Source organism: Comamonas sp. DB36 (assembly GCF_057914905.1).
Window position 1 is genome coordinate 2140590 of the sequence record NZ_CP196631.1, and the last position, 19304, is coordinate 2159893.

The 19304-nt window shown below is 65.9% G+C and carries 14 protein-coding genes; 9 read left to right on the forward strand and 5 right to left on the reverse strand.

Translation table 11 applies throughout. The features are described 5' to 3' along the window. Positions 1 to 13: 13 nt before the first annotated feature. The 4 genes from ACSVDO_RS09935 to ACSVDO_RS09950 all read right to left on the reverse strand — a co-directional run bounded on the left by ACSVDO_RS09935 (position 14) and on the right by ACSVDO_RS09950 (position 7840). Positions 14 to 3757 carry a PAS domain-containing protein gene (locus ACSVDO_RS09935; protein ID WP_489596204.1) on the reverse strand — a complete coding sequence of 1248 codons (3744 nt, stop codon included), beginning with the start codon at positions 3755 to 3757 and terminating at the stop codon, positions 14 to 16. A gap of 127 nt (positions 3758 to 3884) precedes the next feature. After that, the gene (locus ACSVDO_RS09940; RefSeq protein ID WP_489596206.1) at positions 3885 to 5681 is read right to left on the reverse strand and encodes a monovalent cation:proton antiporter-2 (CPA2) family protein; all 1797 of its coding nucleotides are present in this window, start codon (positions 5679 to 5681) and stop codon (positions 3885 to 3887) included. Positions 5682 to 5693: 12 nt separating this feature from the next. After that, positions 5694 to 6860, reverse strand: coding sequence for a GGDEF domain-containing protein (locus ACSVDO_RS09945; protein ID WP_489596208.1), 1167 nt, complete (start codon positions 6858 to 6860; stop codon positions 5694 to 5696). A 170-nt stretch (positions 6861 to 7030) separates the two neighbouring features. Beyond that, a complete protein-coding gene (locus tag ACSVDO_RS09950; protein WP_489596210.1) occupies positions 7031 to 7840 on the reverse strand; it encodes an IclR family transcriptional regulator domain-containing protein in 810 nt (269 codons plus the stop codon). A 148-nt stretch (positions 7841 to 7988) separates the two neighbouring features. On the opposite strand from ACSVDO_RS09950, the gene mhpA reads away from it, so the two are divergent. From mhpA to yoaA, 9 genes are all read left to right on the forward strand, one after another. Continuing rightward, positions 7989 to 9749, forward strand: a complete 1761-nt coding sequence (gene mhpA, locus ACSVDO_RS09955; RefSeq protein ID WP_489596212.1) for a bifunctional 3-(3-hydroxy-phenyl)propionate/3-hydroxycinnamic acid hydroxylase MhpA — start codon at positions 7989 to 7991, stop codon at positions 9747 to 9749. Beyond that, complete coding sequence (locus ACSVDO_RS09960) at positions 9750 to 10748, forward strand: 3-carboxyethylcatechol 2,3-dioxygenase (protein WP_489596214.1); 999 nt, start codon at positions 9750 to 9752, stop codon at positions 10746 to 10748. It begins immediately after the preceding gene. Continuing rightward, positions 10745 to 11527 (forward strand): 2-keto-4-pentenoate hydratase, encoded by a 783-nt coding sequence (gene mhpD / locus ACSVDO_RS09965; protein WP_489596216.1) that lies wholly within the window; start codon positions 10745 to 10747, stop codon positions 11525 to 11527. Before ACSVDO_RS09960 ends, mhpD begins: the two co-directional genes overlap by 4 nt. A 41-nt stretch (positions 11528 to 11568) precedes the next feature. Then, positions 11569 to 12543, forward strand: a complete 975-nt coding sequence (locus ACSVDO_RS09970) for a Bug family tripartite tricarboxylate transporter substrate binding protein (protein WP_489596218.1) — start codon at positions 11569 to 11571, stop codon at positions 12541 to 12543. A 22-nt stretch (positions 12544 to 12565) separates the two neighbouring features. Next, positions 12566 to 13519, forward strand: a complete 954-nt coding sequence (locus tag ACSVDO_RS09975) for an acetaldehyde dehydrogenase (acetylating) (RefSeq protein ID WP_489596219.1) — start codon at positions 12566 to 12568, stop codon at positions 13517 to 13519. 10 nt (positions 13520 to 13529) lie between these two features. After that, entirely contained in the window at positions 13530 to 14555 is a 1026-nt protein-coding gene (dmpG, locus tag ACSVDO_RS09980; RefSeq protein WP_489596221.1) for a 4-hydroxy-2-oxovalerate aldolase, read from the forward strand. A gap of 21 nt (positions 14556 to 14576) precedes the next feature. Then, entirely contained in the window at positions 14577 to 15440 is an 864-nt protein-coding gene (locus tag ACSVDO_RS09985; protein WP_489596222.1) for an alpha/beta fold hydrolase, read from the forward strand. A gap of 84 nt (positions 15441 to 15524) precedes the next feature. Continuing rightward, a complete protein-coding gene (locus tag ACSVDO_RS09990; RefSeq protein WP_489596224.1) occupies positions 15525 to 16403 on the forward strand; it encodes a serine hydrolase domain-containing protein in 879 nt (292 codons plus the stop codon). After that, positions 16400 to 18448: a DNA repair helicase YoaA gene (gene yoaA, locus ACSVDO_RS09995; protein WP_489596226.1), complete on the forward strand. Its 2049-nt coding sequence runs from the start codon at positions 16400 to 16402 to the stop codon at positions 18446 to 18448. Before ACSVDO_RS09990 ends, yoaA begins: the two co-directional genes overlap by 4 nt. Here yoaA and ACSVDO_RS10000 read toward each other — a convergent pair. Next, positions 18414 to 19211, reverse strand: coding sequence for an outer membrane protein assembly factor BamD (locus ACSVDO_RS10000; RefSeq protein ID WP_489596228.1), 798 nt, complete (start codon positions 19209 to 19211; stop codon positions 18414 to 18416). The two genes, yoaA and ACSVDO_RS10000, sit on opposite strands and share 35 nt — an antisense overlap. Positions 19212 to 19304 lie beyond the last annotated feature (93 nt).

Below are 19304 nucleotides of genomic sequence, written 5' to 3' on the forward strand. Positions count from 1 at the left end.
AGAGGTTCGGAGTTCAGCGAGGGGGACTTGCGCCAGGTTCCTGCCTGCACAAAAGATGCTCGATGGGTTCCGGTCGGTGCAACAGAAATCCCTGAGCGTAGTCCACGCCGATGTCCCGCACATGTTGCAGCACTGCAGCTTGCTCGACAAACTCGGCGACGGTCCCGACACCGAGCACCCTTGCCACGTCGACGAAGCTGCGCACTGCGGCGGCGTCCAGCGGATCGTCGATCACATCCCGGATGAAGCTGCCATCGATCTTGAGCAGGTCGACCTTGAGTTTCTTCAAGTAACCGAAGGACGACGCCCCCGCGCCAAAGTCATCCAGCGCAATCCGTACTCCCAGTTCCCGCGCTTGTTCGATGAATACAACTGCGTCCGTCATGTTGGTCACGGCCGCTGTCTCTGTGATCTCAAGGCAGATGCGCTGACACACCGCGCTGCCGGCTTGCGCGAGTGCATCGATGGCATAGCGGTGAAAGGCCCGGTCGCCCACCGAATGCGCTGTAAGGTTGATGCCCAGTGTGTCCAGCACGTTCAAATCAGCGAGGTGCTGAATCTGCTGCACCGTGCGTTGCAGCACCCAGCGGTCTATGCGCGCGGCCATATGAAAGCGCTCTGCGGCCGGCAAGAATGCACCGGGCTGTATCAGGCTGCCATCGCTGTCGCGCAGGCGAATCAGCACTTCGGCATGAAGCCCGCTGCTGTTCCCGGCGAGCGGCTCGATCCGCTGGGCGAAGAGCACAAAACTGTCTTCATCCAGCGCCCGCTCCAGCCGGGCGGCCCATTGCATCTCGCCATGGCGTGCGAGTATTGCCTTGTCGCTGTCTGACCACACATGCACGCGATTGCGCCCCGCCTCCTTGGCGGCGTAGCACGAGGTGTCGGCCGCCTGCATGGCGGCTGCGGTGCCGCCCCAACGGCTGTCCAGAGGAACCAGTCCGATGCTGGCGCCGATGCGGAAACGCCGCTCGTCATGGAGAAACCTGAACTCATCCATGCGGTCGCAGATCTGCTGCGCCAGCCGGCCGGCCTGGTCCACCGTGCATTGCTCAAGAATCACGGCGAACTCGTCCCCCCCTAGCCGTGCAAGGGTGTCGTGCGCTCGAACGACGTCTTTCAGCAGCTTGGCCACCTGCTGCAGAAGCCGATCGCCCACCGAGTGACCGCAGGCATCGTTGACGAGCTTGAACTGATCGAGGTCTATGTACAGCAAGGCGTGCTCGCTGCCTTCTTCGCGTGCCTTTTTCAGCGTACGGCTCAGCTGCGACTCAAACTCGGCCCGATTGACCAGGCCGGTCAGCGCATCGTGCGTGGCCCGATAGCTCATTTCGCCCGAGAGACGTCGCTGCTCGGTCACGTCATGAAAGACCAGCACGACGCCGAGGATGTCGCCGCTGGGGTTGCGAATGGGTGCGGCAGAGTCTTCTATGCCGAACTCGTTGCCTTGGCGGGAAATGAGCACCGTGTGATTGCCTGTGCCGGCGATCCTGCCTTGCTCAAGACAGGTGAGCACCGGATTCTCGGCCGGTTGGCGCGACTCCGCATGGACGACGTGGAAGACCTGCGCTACCGGCTTTCCCTGCGCTGCGGCTGACGGCCAGCCTGTCATGCGTTCGGCGGACGGATTCAGCCACGTGACTTCGCTTTGTGCGTTGGTGGTGATCACCGCGTCGCCAATCGATTGCAGGGTCACATGCAACAGCTCGTGTTGTTCAGCCAGCTGGTTGGCGAGGTGCCGCAGCGGCGTCACGTCCCAGTTCACTCCCACCATGCGCAGTGCCTGGCCTTCGGTGTCGCGCGTGACCCGGCCGGAGCCGCGAAGGTAGTGCACCGAGCCATCGGGCCAGACAACCCGGAACTCCGAGCGGAAATCGCCGCCGTCTTTCAGGCACTCCTGGACTTCGCCTTCCACGCGATCCTTGTCGTCGGGGTGAAGACGGTGGGACCACAGGGTATAACCCTCGGTGCCCGGGCCCATGGGCATGCCGTGCAGCGCGTACATCTGGGCATCCCAGGTGAGCGTGCCCTCACGCAACTTCCATTCCCACAGGCCGATGCCGCCACTTTCAGTGGCCAGCGATATGCGCTCGTGGGCGCTTTCGAGCATCTGCCGGTGCCTGACCCGCAGCGTAATGTCCTGAAAGGCGCCGAAAAGCCGCACTGGCTTGCCCGCCTGGAACTCCACATGACCGACGGCGCGCACCCAGATGCGCTGACCGCCGTGTTGAATGACGGGCAGTTCCACATCCCAGTCCCGCCCATCGCACGCGGCTTTGTGGATGGCCGCTTCGATCACCGGTCGCGCTTCTGGCGCATAAAATCCTATTGCTTCGGCGAGCGCCGGCTGGTGTCCCGGCGGCAAACCATGGATGCGGCAGGTCTCCTCTGACCATTTGACACGGGAGCTGGCAATGTCGAGTTCCCAACCGCCTACCTGCGCCAGAGCGCCGGTGCGGTTGAGCAGTTCTTCGCTCTTGCGCAGCTCTTCTTCCTGGATCTTGCGCACGGTGATGTCGAGGTGCGTGCCGAACATCCTTTCCGGTTGTCCGTCTGGCGTGCGGGTCAGCAGCCTTCCGCAACTGAGCACCCACACCCAATGACCGTCGCGGTGGCGCATCCGTGCCTCGCATTCGTAGGCCTTGGCTTCGCCGCAGAAGTGCGCCTGCAGCAGCGCGTTCGAACGCGCGAGGTCGTCGGGATGGGTCAAGCCCGTCCAGGTATGGATGGTGGTCGGCTTCAGTTCGTCTATCGTCAGGCCCACGATCTCGGCCCAACGCTCGTTCAACCAGGTCTCGCCGGTTTGCACATTCCATTCCCAGGTTCCGGCGCCGGTACCCTGAATGATGGCCGTCAGCCGTTGCCGCTCGCCTTCGAGCGCATGACGTTCCAGCTGCCGGTCGGTGATGTCTTCCACCGATCCCACAAAGTCTGTGACCTCACCATCCGTGTCGAGCACCGGCTGGGCGATGGAGCGGACATGGCGCACCGTGCCATCGTCGCGACGCACCCTGAACTCCATGTCGAACTCGCGCTTGAGTGCCATGGCGCGACCCCACTCTGCGAAGGCGCCAGCCCGGTCGTCCGGGTGCAAGGTGCGACTCCAGTCATCGCCCAGGGCTTGGCTTTCGGTCAAGCCAAATATGGCCTGCCACTGCGCATTGGTGTAGGTGCAGGAACCGGACGCATCGGTAGCGAACACGCCCAGCGGAGAGGCCTCGCTGAGGGTGCGGAACCGCGTTTCGCTGGCCACGAAAGCGCGCGCCATCCTCCTGGATTCAAGCGCCTGGACTGCAGCGATGGACAGCAGTCGCAAGGCTTCGCGTTGCTTCTCGCAGAGCTTGCGGGGTACGCGATCGATCACGCACAGGGTTCCAACGTGTGCGCCATTGCTCAAGCGCAGCGGGGCGCCGGCGTAGAAACGGATATCGGGCGCGCCGGCGACCAGCGGGTTGTCGGCAAACCGCGGATCGGCCAAGGCATCGGGTACCTCGAACACTTCTTCTTGCAGGATGGCATGAGCGCAGAACGCCACGTCGCGCGGCGTCTCGGTGACGCCAGGCAAGCCAATGTTGGCCTTGAACCACTGGCGGCCGCTGTCGATCAAGCTCACAAGCGCTATGGGCACACCGCAGACCAATCCGGCCGTCGCCACCAAAGCGTCGAATTCACGCTCGGGTGCAGAATCGAGAACCTTGAGGTGCTCAAGGGCTCGCATGCGCTCGGCTTCGTCCAATGGCGTCGGTGCTGTCAACATGATGTGGCCTTACTCACAGTTGATTACCGATTGTCACGGCTATTTCGTCATCTTGGCGACCTGATTTTCCCTTTAAGGGATACGGGTGGAGGGAATCACCACGGCAACACGCCCCGTGGTTTGCCCTTCAGTGCTTTGCGGTGTTTGCCGCTGCATGCCGTGAATGATCCGGCGGATCGATATGTTCGATGTTGCCCAGCAGCAGGGCACGGCCCGCAAATACGCCGCTCACATCCTCTAGTTCAAAGCGTTCGGTGTCGCGCTTGCGCACGCGTTCGGTGATGGCCGCGGCCTCATCGTCCGTGGCACCGAGCGCGGCCACCGCGTGCTGTCCCATCTGCAGCGCCGACTCGAAGGTCTCGCGCACGACATGGTGGGCGTCGAGCTTGATCAACTCCAGCGCATGCTGGCGGTCGAAGGCGCGCGTGACCACCACGGATTGGGGGAATTCGCGCTGGATGTTCTCGACGATGCGCGTGGTCGCATCCTTGTCGTCTATGCACACCAGGATGGCCTGCGCGTGGTGGGCACCCGCGGCATGCAGCACATCGGTTCTCGCGCCGTCGCCATAGTAGACCTTGAAGCCATAGGGCTCGGCCGCGCGTATCGCATCCGGGTCGCTGTCGATGATGGAAAGCTGCGCGCCGCGCGCCAGCGGGCCCTGGCTCGCGATCTGGCCTACACGGCCGAATCCTATGATGAGCACATTGCCCTGCAGGTCCTTGGGCGCCTCGACGCCGTCGAGCCTGATGGCCTGCGCCGCGCCCAGGCGCTTGTACAGCACCACCACCAAAGGCGTGAGCGCCATGGATAGAACGATGATGGCGGTCATGTTGGCGTTCACTTCGGGCGTGATCACGCGCAGCTTGAGCGCTTCGGCAAACAGCACGAAGGCGAACTCGCCGCCCTGGGCCATCAGAATGGCGCGGTCGACGGCATCGGCGTGCGAGCTCTTCGCCAGGCGGGCAACCGCATAGATGCACGCGGCCTTGGCGATCATCAGCGCCACGACGCCGGCGACGATGAGCTGCCAGTTCCGGCCCACGACGTCGAGGTTCAAGGCCATGCCCACGCCCAGGAAGAACAATCCCAGCAGCAAGCCGCGAAACGGCTCGATATCGGCTTCGAGCTGGTGGCGGAAGGTGGACTCCGAAAGCAAAACGCCGGCCATGAACGCTCCCATGGCCATGGAGAGGCCGCCCAGCTCCATCAGCAGCGCCGCGCCGAGCACCACGAGCAGCGCCGCAGCCGTCATCACTTCGCGCGCCTTGGCCTTGGCCAGCACGCGGAACAGCGGATTGAGCAGCCACAGGCCGGCGCCTACCAGGGCCGCCAGGGACAGAACTGCCAGACCCACGCGCTGCCACGGCGAGGCGCTGGCCACGGGCAAGGCATCGGCCGGTGCGAGAAACGCCACGATGGCCAGCAAAGGCACGATCAGCAGATCTTCGAACAGCAGGATGGAGACAATGCGCTGGCCGCGCGGCGCGAGAATGTCGCCGCGTTCGGCCAGCACCTGCATGACCACGGCCGTGGAGGTCAGCACGAAGCCCGCGCCGCAGACGAAGGACACCTGCCAGGAGAAGCCGAAAGCCATGCTCACCGCGGTGAGCAAGGTCGCGCAAAGCAGTACCTGCATGCTGCCCAGGCCGAATATCTGCGCGCGCAGATTCCAGAGGTGCGAAGGCTTCATCTCCAGCCCGATGACAAACAGGAACATCACCACGCCGAGTTCGGCGATGTGGATGATGGTCTGGGCGTCGTTGACCAGGCCCAGGCCGTACGGACCTATGGCCAGGCCGCCGGCGAGGTAGCCCAGCACCGAGCCCAGGCCGAAACGTTTGAACAACGGCACGGCAATGACCGCGGCGCCCAGCAAGGTGATGATGCTTGTCAGCTGGCTGGCGTTACCTTCAGCGGCCATATGGATTTTCCTTCATGTAGTCTGTATTTCGTTCAGCGGTCGGGCCACATACACGCGGTCACGTCCCGCCTGCTTGGCCTGGTAGAGCAGGCCGTCCGCACGCGACAGCGTGGCGGACAGCTCGGTCGGGCTGGTGATCGGCGCGATGCCGAAACTCATGGTCATGCGGTCGCCATCGGGCAACAGCTGCCTGTTTTCGCTCAACTGCATGCGTATGCGCTGGGCAATGCTCTCGGCGCTGGCGAGGTCGGTGCGCAGCAGCAGCACGAACTCCTCGCCGCCGAAACGCGCGACCAAATCGTCGCCGCGCACCTGCTGGGTCAGCGCGCCGGCCACGGTCTGCAGCACATGGTCGCCGTGTGCATGGCCCCAGGTGTCGTTGATGCGCTTGAAATGGTCGATGTCGCCGATCAGCAGCGTCCAGGGGCCGCGCTGCGGATCGCGCAGCAGCGGCCCGGCCGCCTCCTGGAAGGCCCGGCGGTTGAGCAGGTTGGTCAGCGGGTCCATGTTGCGTTCCGCGCGCAGCGCGGTCATGGTGTCGCGCACCGTATTGGCCAGCAGCAGCATGGCGAACAGCAGGGCGAACAGCATGGTGGTGGCCAGCATCATCAGCCAGTAGGAAGAAAAGAATGCGGCGTCCTGGCCCATGCTGCCTACGGCCAGCCACAGAATGGGGCGGATGCTGGTGTTGAGCGCGAATACCACATACGACCAGTACATCGCGCGCTCCAATCCTCCCGCGGGCAGCTGGCGGCGCAGAATGCGCGCCGCGGGCAGCAGCTGCATCAGTCCCAGGCCGGCGTTGAGCCAGAGCATGCGCATCCACAGACTGACCTCGACGCGGCTGTAGTAATAGAGCGCCAGCAGCACCACGGCGCCTATGAGCAGGCCCAGCCGCGGCCGGGCCGAGACGTCGTAATAGCCGGCCAGGCCGCGCGCAAAGCTCCAGGCGCCAAACAGATACAACATGCCCGTGACCACGGCCCAGCGCTGCAGCTCCTCGACGCTCATCAGGCTTTGCCAGGCGAGCGCGCTGCCCACCAGCGCGTAGCTGGCCGCGACCCACAGCAGATGGAAACGGCGCCGCTGCACCCGCCAGCAGCCCGCGAGCATCGCTCCCAGCAGCAGCATGCACGCCGGAATGATCAACAGAAACAGGCGGTCGATGAGAATGGGCACGTGATCAATGCAGCCGCACGCCGCGTGGAAGAGTGGTCAGCAGGCATGACAGGCGCGCGGCTGGCCCGCGGCGCGCTGCCTTCCCGTGGACCGATAATTGATTATTCTGGCAGCGATTTGCATTCGCGGGGAGGATCTGGGCTCCAATTCGCGCGCCATCGTACATGGCGCTATTCCCGCCAGGGCGTGCTGTCGCGGCCTATGCGATAGGCGAGCTTTTGCAGCAGCGGCAAATACTTGCGCTCCACCGTCTGTTCATCGACCGAGGCATTGGGGTAGATCATGTTGATGGCGCCTATGACCTGGTCCGTTCCCATCACGGCCACGCCTATGGCCGAGAAATCGGATTCCTTGGCCCATTCGCCGCTGTTGCGCGCATAGCCGCGTGCGCGCGTGGCCTGGACCAGCGCCTCTATGGACTGGCGGTCCCTGGCCATGTCGCCTATCCAGTCGGGACGCTGGCCCAGCAGCTGCAGGATGCTGCCTAGCTGCTCGGCGTCGCAGGCCGCGAGGTAGGCCCGGCCTATCGCCGTGACGAACAGCGGCAGCCGTTCGCCGATCATCGCCTGGTGTTGAGACAGCAGGCTGAAGCGGTGCGTGCTTTCGCGCACCACGAGAAATCCGGCTTCCATCGTCGCCAGGTCGCAAGGCCACATCAGCTGCTTGACGGCGCCGCGCATCAACGGCGTCGCCACCTGGCTGATCCATTCATCCTCGATGAAGCCTTCGCTCAGGCGCTTGACTTCGAAGGTCAGGCAGTACTGGCCTTCCTGCTCGGTGGGCCGCACCAGGCCGCAGGTGCGCAGCGTCTCCAGCATTCTCTTGACGGTGGTGCGATGCACCTGCGTCATCTGGCCCAGCTCGGTCGTGGTGGCCGTGCCGCCGGGCATCTGGTTCATGCATTTGAGCAAGGCGATGCCGCGGGCCAGACTGCGAATGTCTTTGTAGGCCTCGCTGGCGCGGGGGGTGTCGTCCGGCATGGGGCGCTGGTCCTGGTAATTACCCGTGGCTCAAGGTGCACCACGTGCACTCAGTTTACCGGTTCGCGGGGCGTCCACACAATTCCAGTCATCAAGTGGCCGGAAGTGATTTCCGGAAAACGACGCGTACTGAGCAAGGACCGGGGACATGACAAAACAAGCGCACGAGACACATTCCGCACTGGACGCTGACGTCCTGATCATTGGCGCCGGCCCGGTGGGCCTGACGACCGCCAACATCCTGGGGCAGGCGGGCGTGAAGACGCTGGTGGTGGAGAAGCTGGACGCGATCATCGACTACCCGCGCGCCATCGGCATCGACGACGAGTCGCTGCGCACCCTGCAGACCGCAGGCCTGAGCGGCGAAGTGCAAAAGCACATCACGCCCTATCACTGGATGCGCTTTTACACGGCCGGCGGCAAATGCTTCGCGTCCATAGAGCCGCGCACCGATGAATTCGGCTGGTCGCGGCGCAACGCGTTCATCCAGCCCGAGGTCGACCAGATCCTGTATGAAGGCCTGCAACGCTATGCGCATGTGCAGGTGCTGTTCGGCCAGAGCGTCTGCTCGGTGTCCCAGGGCGCAGAAGGCGTGGCGCTCGAAGTCGAGAATGCGCAAGGCGAGAAGAGGACCTTGCGCGCGCGCTATCTCGTGGCCTGTGACGGCGGCAACAGCCTGATCCGGCGCACGCTGAACGTGGCCTTCGAAGGCCGGACCAAGCCCAACCAGTGGATCGTGGTCGACGTGCGCAACGACCCGCTGGGCACGCCCCATGTCGGCATGCACTGCGATCCCGAGCGGCCCTATGTGTCGGCCGCCCTGCCGCATGGCATAAGGCGCTTCGAGTTCATGGTGATGCCGGGCGAGACCGAAGAGGAGCTGTTCAAGCCCGAAGCCATGGCGCGGCTGATGTCCAAGGTGGTCGCCCATCCCGACAAGGTCGACTACATCCGCAAGCGCGTCTACACGCACAACGCGCGCCTGGCCGCGACCTTTCGCGTGCAGCGCATCTTTCTGGCGGGCGACGCGGCCCACATCATGCCGGTCTGGCAGGGCCAGGGCTACAACAGCGGCATGCGCGACGCGAGCAACCTCGCGTGGAAGCTCGCGCTGGTGGTGCAGGGCAAGGCCGGCGACGCGCTGCTCGACAGCTATACCGAGGAGCGGCGCGACCACGCGCGCTCGATGATCCACCTGTCCGAAGTCGCGGGCGACATCTTCGCGCCCGAAAGCGCAACCGCGGCCAAGGTGCGCGACACCGTGATGCTGGCGATGAACGCCGTGCCGCCCGTGAAGCAGTATTTCGCCGAGATGCGCTTCAAGCCCATGCCGCGCTATGAGAAGGGGCTGGTGCTGCATGCTGCGCCGTCGGGCCCGCCTTCGGCGCTGGGCGGTCTGCTCACGCGTTCGGGCGACACGCCGCTGGGCCGGCTGCTGGGACTGGTGGCCGAAAAGAAGGAGTCCTTCGTCGGCCGGCTGCTCAACGGCTTCGAAACCGTAGAGCCCAGCCCCGTGGGGCGGATGTTCATCCAGCCGCTGGTCACGACCGAGGACGGCGCCGTGCACAAGCTCGACGACGTGATAGGCCTGCGCTTTGCGATCCTGGCCTGGGGCACGGACCCGACTTCGGGCATGGCGCCCGAAGTGCGCGCGTTCTGGGAGCGCACCGGCGTGAAGTTCCTGTGCGTCAAGCCGCTGGGCCAGATGAGCCGCGGCGCAATGGCCCAGCCGCATGTGACGCTGCTGCAGGACACGCAAGGCCGCATCAAGGACTGGTTCGGCGCGCAGAAGAAGGCCGTGGTGTTCATTCGCCCCGACCGTTTCGTCGCGGCCCTGGCCAGTCCGCAGGAAGTCGATGCCGTGAGCCATCAGCTCGCCCAGCGCATGGCCCAAGCCGTGGAGGCCTGAATGCAGATCCGCAGATCGGAACGTGGCTTTCTGGGCATGTCGCATTCGCCGCTCTATGGCCTGAATGCGGTCGATGCCGCAGTGCAGCGGCAGCTCGACGCCGCGGTGGCCCAGGCGCGCGCGCTGGTACATGACTTTGCCCCGGAACTGGTGGTGCTGGTCGGGCCCGACCACTACAACGGCTTCTTCAACGAACTGATGCCGCCGTTTTGCATAGGCTCCGCAGCGACTTCGGTCGGTGACTACCTCACGCCCGCGGGAGCGCTGAATGTCGATGCCGCGCTGGCGCTGGGCCTGGCCGAGCATCTGATGGACGCCGACTTCGACGTCGCGGTGTCGCGCCGCATGAAGGTGGACCATGGCTTCGTGCAGGCGCTGCAGTTCCTCTGGGGCGGGCTGGACACGCCGCCCGTGCTGCCGGTCTTCCTCAACGCCGTCGCCCAGCCCGGCATCGCGCGCCTGCGCCGCTGCGAGCAGCTGGGCCGGGAGATGGGCCGCTTTCTCGACGGCCTGCCGCAGCGCACGCTGCTGATCGGCTCGGGCGGGCTGTCGCATGAGCCGCCGGTGCCGACCATGGAACACCCCGACGCCGCGGTGCGCGAGCGCATCACCTGCGCGCGCATGCCGACGGCACAGGAAGTCGCGGCCAAGACCGAGCGCGTGATGGCCGCAGGCCTGGCGCTGGCGGCCGGCAGCCCGGACATGAAGCCGCTGAACCCGCAGTGGGACCTGCAGTGGATGCAGGCCACGGAGCAGGCCGACTGGAGCGCTTTCTCCGCGCAGGGCGAGGCCGCGATCGCGCAGCACGCGGGGCTGTCGGCGCACGAGTCCAAGACCTGGGTCGTGGCGCGCACCGCGCTGGACTCGCCCGGCGCAGGCCAGGCGCTGCACTGCGGACTGCGCCACTACCAGGCGATTCCCGAATTCATCGCCGGCTACGGCATCTTGATGCTGCACAACCTCGCTTCTCCTCACGTTCCTGAAAGGCCATTCCCATGAATACACCAGAGCACATCGAACGCTGGGCCGCGGCGCTGCGCGCGGCCGAAGCCGGGCGCGCGCCGATCGCACCGCTGCGCGCGGAAATTTCCGACGCCGAAACCGCGTACGCGGTTCAGCTGGCCAACGTCGCCCATGCGCAGGCCCAGGGCCGGCGCATCGTCGGGCGCAAGATAGGCCTGACCTCGCTGGCGGTGCAAAAGCAGCTGGGCGTGGACCAGCCCGACTTCGGCACGCTGTTCGCCGACATGGTCCACGGCGACGACGAGCCGGTAGCGCTGGCGCGCACGCTGCAGCCCAAGGTCGAGGCCGAAGTGGCGCTGGTGCTGCGGCACGATCTGGACCTGCGTGACGCGACGCTGGTGGACGTGATCAATGCCACCGACTACGTGCTGCCGGCCATAGAGATCGTTGGCAGCCGCATCGCCAACTGGGACATCCGCTTCATAGACACCGTGGCCGACAACGCTTCGAGCGGCCTGGTCGTGCTCGGCGCCGTGCCCACGCGGCTCGACGGGCTGGACCTCAAGTCCTGCGCGATGGAAATGCGCTGCAACGGCGAAGTGGTGTCCACCGGCAGCGGCGCGGCCTGCCTGGGTCATCCGTTGAACGCGGCCGTGTGGCTGGCGCGCAAGCTCGCGGCGCTGGGCCAGCCGCTGCGCGCCGGCGACCTGGTGCTGACCGGAGCGCTGGGACCCATGGTGGCCGTCAAGGCCGGCGACCGCTTCGAGGCGCGGATCTCGGGCGTGGGCGTGGTCAACGCCCAGTTCGGCACCTGACACGACTTCCCCATAACAACCATTCCATTCAGGAGACAAAAATGAGCCTCAAACGACAATTCCTGCTGGCCTGCGCGCTGGCGCTTCCCGGCCTGGCGCTGGCCCAGCCGGCAGCGGCCTTTCCCCAGCGCCAGGTCACCATGGTCGTGCCGTTTCCCGCGGGCGGCATCACCGACACCGTGGCGCGCGCGCTCGCGCTGAAGATGGGCGAGAACCTGGGCAAGGCGGTGATCGTCGAGAACAAGCCCGGCGGCGGCGGCCAGATCGCCGCCGCCCAGGTGCGCCAGGCGCCGGCCGACGGCCACACGATCTACGTGGGCGCGACCGAAATGTTCGCCATCAACCCCGTGCTGTTTCGCAAGTTCTCCTATGACCCGCTCAAGGATTTCACGCCCATCACCTCGCTGATCCGCTCGCCGCTGGTGCTGGTCGTGCCCGAAAACAGCCCCATCAAGGATGTCGACGGCCTGATCAAGGCGGCCAGGACCGAAGCCAAGGGGCTGAGCTTTGCCTCGCAGGGCCCGGGCTCGATAGGCCATCTGCTGGGCGAAGTGTTCCGCAGCAAGACCCAGGGCCAGTTCACGCATGTGCCCTACAAGGGCTCGGCGCCTGGCCTGCAGGACCTGATGGCCGGTCAGGTCGACATGATGTTCGACCCGGTGATCAGCACCGCACCCTTGATCGCGGGCAGGAAGCTGCGGCCGCTGGCGATCGCCGCCGCCGAGCGCGCGCCGCAGATGCCCCAGGTGCCCACGCTGCTCGAGCTCGGCCTGACCGGCCTCGACGCCCAGGTCTGGTTTGGCGCGGTCGCCAGGGCAGGCACGCCCGCGCCCGTGGTGCAGCGGCTCAACGACGCCCTGCATGCGGCGATGAAGGACCCTGAAGTGCAAAAGCGTTTTGCCGAGCAGGGCATGCAGGCCTTCCCGTCAACGCCCGTGCAGTTCGGCAGCTTCATGTCCGCAGAAGCCGCGCGCTGGGCGCCGCTGGTCAAGGCCAGCGGCGCTTCCATCGATTGATTTTTTACCTAAGGCAAATGCGATGACCCGCAAACTCAAGGCTGCCATCATCGGCAGCGGCAACATCGGCACGGACTTGATGATCAAGATACTGCGCCACGGCCAGCACATAGAAATGGCCGCCATGGTCGGCATCGATCCGGCGTCCGACGGCCTGGCGCGCGCCGCCCGCATGGGCGTGGCGACCACGCACGAAGGCGTTGAAGGCCTCACGCGCATGGCGCAGTTCGCCGACATAGCCTTCGTCTTCGACGCCACTTCGGCCGGCGCGCATGTGAAGAACGACGCGCTGCTGCGGGCTCTGAAGCCCGGCATTCGCATGATCGATCTGACGCCCGCAGCCATTGGCCCCTACTGCATTCCCGTGGTGAACGGCGACGCGCACCTGGACGCGCTGAACCTCAACATGGTGACCTGCGGCGGCCAGGCCACCATTCCCATGGTGGCCGCGGTGTCGCGCGTGGCCAAGGTGCATTACGGCGAAATCATTGCCTCCATTGCCAGCAAGAGCGCTGGGCCGGGAACGCGCGCCAACATCGACGAGTTCACCGAGACCACCTCCAAGGCGATCGAAGTGGTCGGCGGCGCGACCCGCGGCAAGGCCATCATCGTCATGAACCCGGCCGAGCCGCCGCTGATCATGCGCGACACGGTCTACACGCTCAGCGACTTTGCCGAACAGGACGCGATTGCCGAGTCGGTGGCGCGCATGGCCGCGGCCGTGCAGTCCTATGTGCCCGGCTACCGCTTGAAGCAGAAAGTGCAGTTCGACCGCATTGCCCAGCCGATACGCATTCCGGGCGTGGGCGACGCCATGACGGGCCTGAAAACCTCGGTGTTTCTCGAAGTCGAAGGCGCGGCGCATTACCTGCCGGCCTATGCGGGCAACCTCGACATCATGACCAGCGCCGGCCTGCGCACGGCCGAGCAAATGGCCGCACGCATGCTCGCGGCTCAAGCCGTGGCCACCGCCTGAGGAGCACACCATGCAAAATAAACTCTATATCTCCGATGTCACGCTGCGCGACGGCAGCCACGCCATCCGCCACCAGTACAGCATTGCCCAGGTGCAGCAGATCGCCCGGGCGCTCGACGAGGCCAGGGTCGACTCCATCGAAGTCGCGCATGGCGACGGCCTGCAGGGCTCGAGCTTCAACTACGGCTTTGGCGCCCACACCGACCTCGAATGGATAGAAGCCGTGGCCGGCGTGGTCAAGAACGCCAAGATCACCACGCTGCTGCTGCCGGGCATTGGCACCGTCCATGACCTGAAAGCCGCGTATGAGGCCGGCGTGCGCGTGGTGCGCGTGGCCACGCACTGCACCGAAGCCGACGTCTCGCGCCAGCACATCGAATACGCGCGCCATCTGGGCATGGAAGCCGTGGGCTTTCTGATGATGAGCCACATGCAGACGCCGCAAGGCCTGGCGCAGCAGGCCAAGCTCATGGAAAGCTATGGCGCGACCTGCTGCTACGTGGTCGATTCGGGCGGCGCGCTGGGCATGCAGGACGTGCGCGAGCGCTTTCGCGCGTTCAAGGACATCCTGAAGCCCGAAACCCAGACGGGAATGCACGCCCACCACAACCTGAGCCTGGGCGTGGCCAACTCCATCGTGGCCGTGGAAGAAGGCTGCGACCGCGTGGACGCAAGCCTGGCGGGCATGGGCGCGGGCGCGGGCAATGCGCCGCTGGAAGTGTTCATTGCCGCGGCCGACCGCCTGGGCTGGAACCATGGCACCGATCTGTACAAGCTGATGGACGCGGCTGACGACATCGTGCGCCCGCTGCAGGACCGGCCGGTACGCGTGGACCGCGAGACGCTGGCCCTGGGCTATGCGGGGGTCTACAGCTCGTTCCTGCGCCACGCCGAAGTGGCCGCGGCCAAGTACGGCCTCAAAGCCGTGGACATCCTGGTCGAGCTGGGCAAGCGCCGCATGGTCGGCGGCCAGGAAGACATGATCGTCGACGTGGCGCTGGACATTTTGCAGCAGCGCGCGCGCGCGGCCACCTGATTGAAACGACAAGGAGCAGCAATGTCCAACCCCATCACAGAACAAGCCACCAGCCATCTGGTGCGCATCAGCGAATCCGGCCTGGACCTGCAGGTGCACTACAACGACGTGGGCCAGGGCAATCGTGTCGTCGTCATGCTGCACGGCTCGGGCCCGGGCGCGACCGGCTGGGCCAATTTCCAGCGCAACATCGAGCCCCTGGTCGCCAAGGGCTTTCGCGTGATCCTGCTCGACTGCCCGGGCTGGGGCCGCAGCGACAGCATCGTCAACCCGGGCTCGCGCTCGGACCTGAATGCGTCGGCGCTCAAGGGCCTGCTCGATGTGCTGCAGTTGGACAAGGTCCACATCATCGGCAACTCCATGGGCGCGCACAGCGCCGTCGCTTTCGCGCTGCGCTATCCCGATCAGGTGGGCAAGCTGGTGCTGATGGGCGGGGGCACGGGCGGCCCGAGCCAGTTCGTGCCCATGCCGACCGAAGGCATCAAGCTGATCGGTGCGCTGTACCGCAACCCGACGATAGACAATCTCAGGAAGATGATGAGCGTCTTTGTCTACGACGCGAGCAGCATGACCGACGAGCTGTTCCAGCAGCGCCTGGACAACATGCTCGCGCGCCGCGAACACCTGGAAAACTTCGTCAGAAGCAGCCAAGCCAATCCCCGGCAGTTCCCCGACTACGGCCACCGGCTGCACGAGATCAACGCCAGCACGCTGGTGATCTGGGGCCGCGACGACCGTTTCGTTCCCATGGACGTGGGCCTGCGCCTGATCTGGGGAATCCGCAACGCCGAGTTCCACGTGTTCAACCAATGCGGCCACTGGGCTCAGTGGGAGCATGCCGAGCGTTTCAATCAGCTCGTGGGCGAGTTTCTTTCGCTGCCATAAGCCCTGCGCGGCGAATTCCCCGGATTGGGCAGCGGCGCGCAAGGGTGGCAGACTGCAGTCTGTCGCCCCTTTCCGTGCAACGCCATGCCTGCCCAATCCCTCGCCCTGATCGATTCTTCCGGCCAGACGACGCTCAGCGGCGACAGCGCCGCCGTGCCCTGGTGGAGCTTCACCAAGACCGTGCTGGCCGTTGCGGCGCTGCGGCTGGTCGAGGATGGCATGCTGTGCCTCGATACGCCTATCGAGGGTGAGTGCTTCACCCTGCGCCAGCTGCTGCGGCACGAGGCCGGCTTGGCAGATTACGGGCTGATCGCGCAATACCAGGGCGATGTCGCCGCGGGCCGCACGCCGTGGTCGGTCGAACAGCTGCTCGACCGGGTCGATGTGCGCTCGACGCGCGGCATGCCAGGGCAGGGCTGGCGCTATTCCAATGTGGGTTATCTGTATGTGGGCCGGCAGATCGCGCGGGCCATGGGCCTGGGACTGGCCGATGCGCTCAGGACCTGCGTGTTCCAGCCCGCGGGCCTCACCAGCGCGCGGCTGCCGCCCGATCTTGCCGACGTGAACATGGGCGACGCGTCTGGCTACCACCCCGGCTGGGTCTATCACGGCCTGGTGACCGGAACCACGCTCGATGCGGCGCGGCTGCTCGCCGCGCTGGTCCGCGGCCACCTGCTGCAGCCGGGAACGCTCGCGCAGATGTACGAGTGCCGCGCGCTGCCCGAGCACCGCTGCGCATTGCATCCGGATCCGGCCTACGGACTGGGGCTGATGCTGCATGCGCGCGACGCGCAGTTGCACCCCGTGGGCCATTCGGGCGCGGGCCCGGGCAGCCGGATCGCGGTCTACTCCCAGAGAGACATGGTCTGCGCACTGTGGCAGGCAGAGTCCATGCAATCGGACCCGGCGCATGAAGCTTTTAGAATGCTCTCCAAGTCTGAACAGGTTCCAGGAGCGGCGTGAACGATTATTTTTCCGCCGTACAGGCGGCTTTTTCCGAAGGCGGAGTGATTGCGCGCGCGCAGCCGCATTTCCGCCCGCGCAGCGGCCAGACCGAAATGGCGATCGCGGTCGCCGAAACCATTGCCGATGGGGGCGTGCTCGTGGTCGAGGCCGGCACGGGCGTGGGCAAGACCTATTCCTACCTCGTGCCCGCGCTGCTCAGCGGCAAGCGTGTGCTGATCTCCACGGCCACCAAGGCCTTGCAGGACCAGCTGTTCTCGCGCGACCTTCCGAGTCTCACGCGCATGCTGGGCCTGCCGCTGCGCATGGCCCAGCTCAAGGGCAGACCCAGCTATCTGTGCCAGCACCATCTGGGCCAGGCGCGCCAGGGACGGGGCGCGCCCCAGGATCCGCAGCTGCTGCGCACGCTGGCGCGCGTCGAGGAGTGGGCGCGCGTCACGCGCACCGGAGATCTGGCCGAACTGTCGGCCGTGAGCGAAGACTCGCCCGTCTGGCCGCTGGTCACGTCGACGCGCGACAGCTGCCTGGGCAGCGCCTGTCCGCAGTTCGAGCCCTGCCATCTCAACGTCGCGCGGCGCGCGGCCCTGGTTGCCGATGTGGTCGTGGTCAACCACCATCTGTTCTTTGCCGATCTGGAAGTGCGCGAGTCGGGCGTGGCCCAGCTGCTGCCCTCGGTGGGCGTGGTGGTGTTCGACGAAGCCCACCAGCTCAACGAGACTGGCATCCAGTTCGCGGGCACGCTCGTGGGCACGGCCCAGCTCCAGGGCTATGGGCGCGATTTTCTCGCGCAGACGCTCGAGCATGCGCGCGGCATGGGCGACTGGATGCAGCTGAGCGCCGATCTGGAGCGCACGGTGCGCGATCTAAGGCTCGCGGTCGGGCGCGCCGCCGTGGGCGAGCGCCTGCGCTGGCTGGGCGCCGTGCCCGACGGGCTGGACGCGCTGGCCTGGTCGCGCGCTTTCTCGGCGCTGGGCCAGGCCTTGCACGCGGCGCTGGTCGCGCTCGGCGGCGTCGAGGAAATGGCCGCAGAATTGCGCCAGCTCTATGCGCGCGGCGAAGCGCTGCTGCGCCGCCTGGCATTGTTTGGCCGCACCAGCAGCGACGACACCGTGCGCTGGCTCGATATCGGCAGCCGCCATCTGCGCATGATCGAATCGCCGCTGAGCATCGCGCGCATCGTGCGCACGCGGCTGCTGCAGGAAGGCGAGGGGGCTGCGGGGGCCGAAGTCCCGCACGAGGGGCGGCCCGCGTCGTGGATCTTCACCTCGGCGACGCTGGGCGATGACGCCGCGCTCAGTTGGTTCACCGAGCCCTGCGGGCTGCGCGACGCGCGTATTTTGCGCGTCGACAGTCCGTTCGACTATGCGCAGCAGGCGGCGGTCTATGTGCCCGCGGAATTTCCCGCGCCCGGCACGCCCACGCACAGCGCCGAGGTCGCAGCGCTGGTACAGCGTTCGGCTGAAGTGCTGGGCGGGCGCACGCTGGTGCTGACCACGACCACCAAGGCCTTGCAGGTCATAGGCGCGGCATTGCAGGCGCAGTTCGGGCTGTTTTCAGATCTGGAGGTGCTGGTCCAGGGCCAGGCGCCCAAGCAGCTGTTGCTCGAGCGCTTTCGTTGCGGACAGGATGGCGGCGGCAAGGGCTGCATCCTGGTCGCTTCGGCGACGTTCTGGGAAGGCGTCGACATGCCCGGCGATGCGCTCGAACTGGTGGTGATCGACAAGCTGCCGTTCCCGCCGCCCGATGACCCGCTGGTCGAGGCGCGCTCGCAGCAGCTCGAAGCCGTGGGCCGCAACGCGTTTCGCGACTACATGCTGCCCGAGGCGGCAATGGCCTTGAAGCAGGGCGCGGGGCGGCTGATACGCAGGGAAACCGACCAGGGCGTGCTGGTCGTGGCCGATACCCGCCTGGTCGCCAAGCCCTACGGCCGGCGGTTGCTCGCGGCGCTGCCGCCCATGCGCCGCCTTAAAACCGTGGCCGATTACGACGCCGCGCTGGCCGCGCTGGCGCTTACCAGAACTTCCACCAGGGACTCGACTTCGTGAGGCCGGCCGTGCCTGGCGTGCCGCCTTCGGGGAAGGTGGTGTCGAGCACGCGCTTGCTGTCGTCGCGCAGCTGGGTCATGCCCAGCGCGTCATACGACTTGATCAGGATCTGCAGCGCTTCGCGCACCGCGGGCACGCCTTCGTACTCTGCCAGCGCGGTCTGGGCGCGGCCGATCGCGGCCACATAGGCGCCGCGCTCATAGTAGTAGCGCGCGACATGCACTTCGTACTGGGCCAGCGAGTTGACGATATAGGTCATGCGCTGGCGTGAATCGTTGGCGTACTTGGATTCGGGAAAACGCGTCACGACCGCGCGGAAGGACTCGTACGAATCCTTGGCCGCCTGCTGGTCGCGCTCGGACAGGTCCTGGCGCGAGATCCAGGAAAACATTCCGAGGTTGTCGTTGAAGTTGACCAGGCCCTTGAGGTAGAGCGCGTAATCGGTGGCCGGGCTGGCCGGGTGCAGCTTGAGAAAGCGGTCCAACGTGGCCTGGGCCTGGGCTTTTTCGCCGGCCTTGTACTGGGCATAGGCCTTTTCGAGCTGGGCCTGCTGGGCCAGCGGCGTGCCCGCAGCGCGGCCTTCGAGTTTTTCGAACAGCGGCACGGCCTTGTCGAACGCGCCGGCCGAGACTTCGTCGCGCGCTTCGGTGTAGATCCGGTCCGGAGTCCACTTGGCCGTTGGATCTTCCTGGGTGCTGGAACAAGCCGCCAGCAAGCCCGCAGCGAGCACGGCAGGAAGAAGAGGCGAGGACAAACGCAGCATGGCAGGAAGCTTTCTGGCAATAAGGGGCATCTGGTGGTGGGCGCTCCCACGGGAGTGCCAAGGCCGATAAAGGCGCAGGATACGGCATTGTAA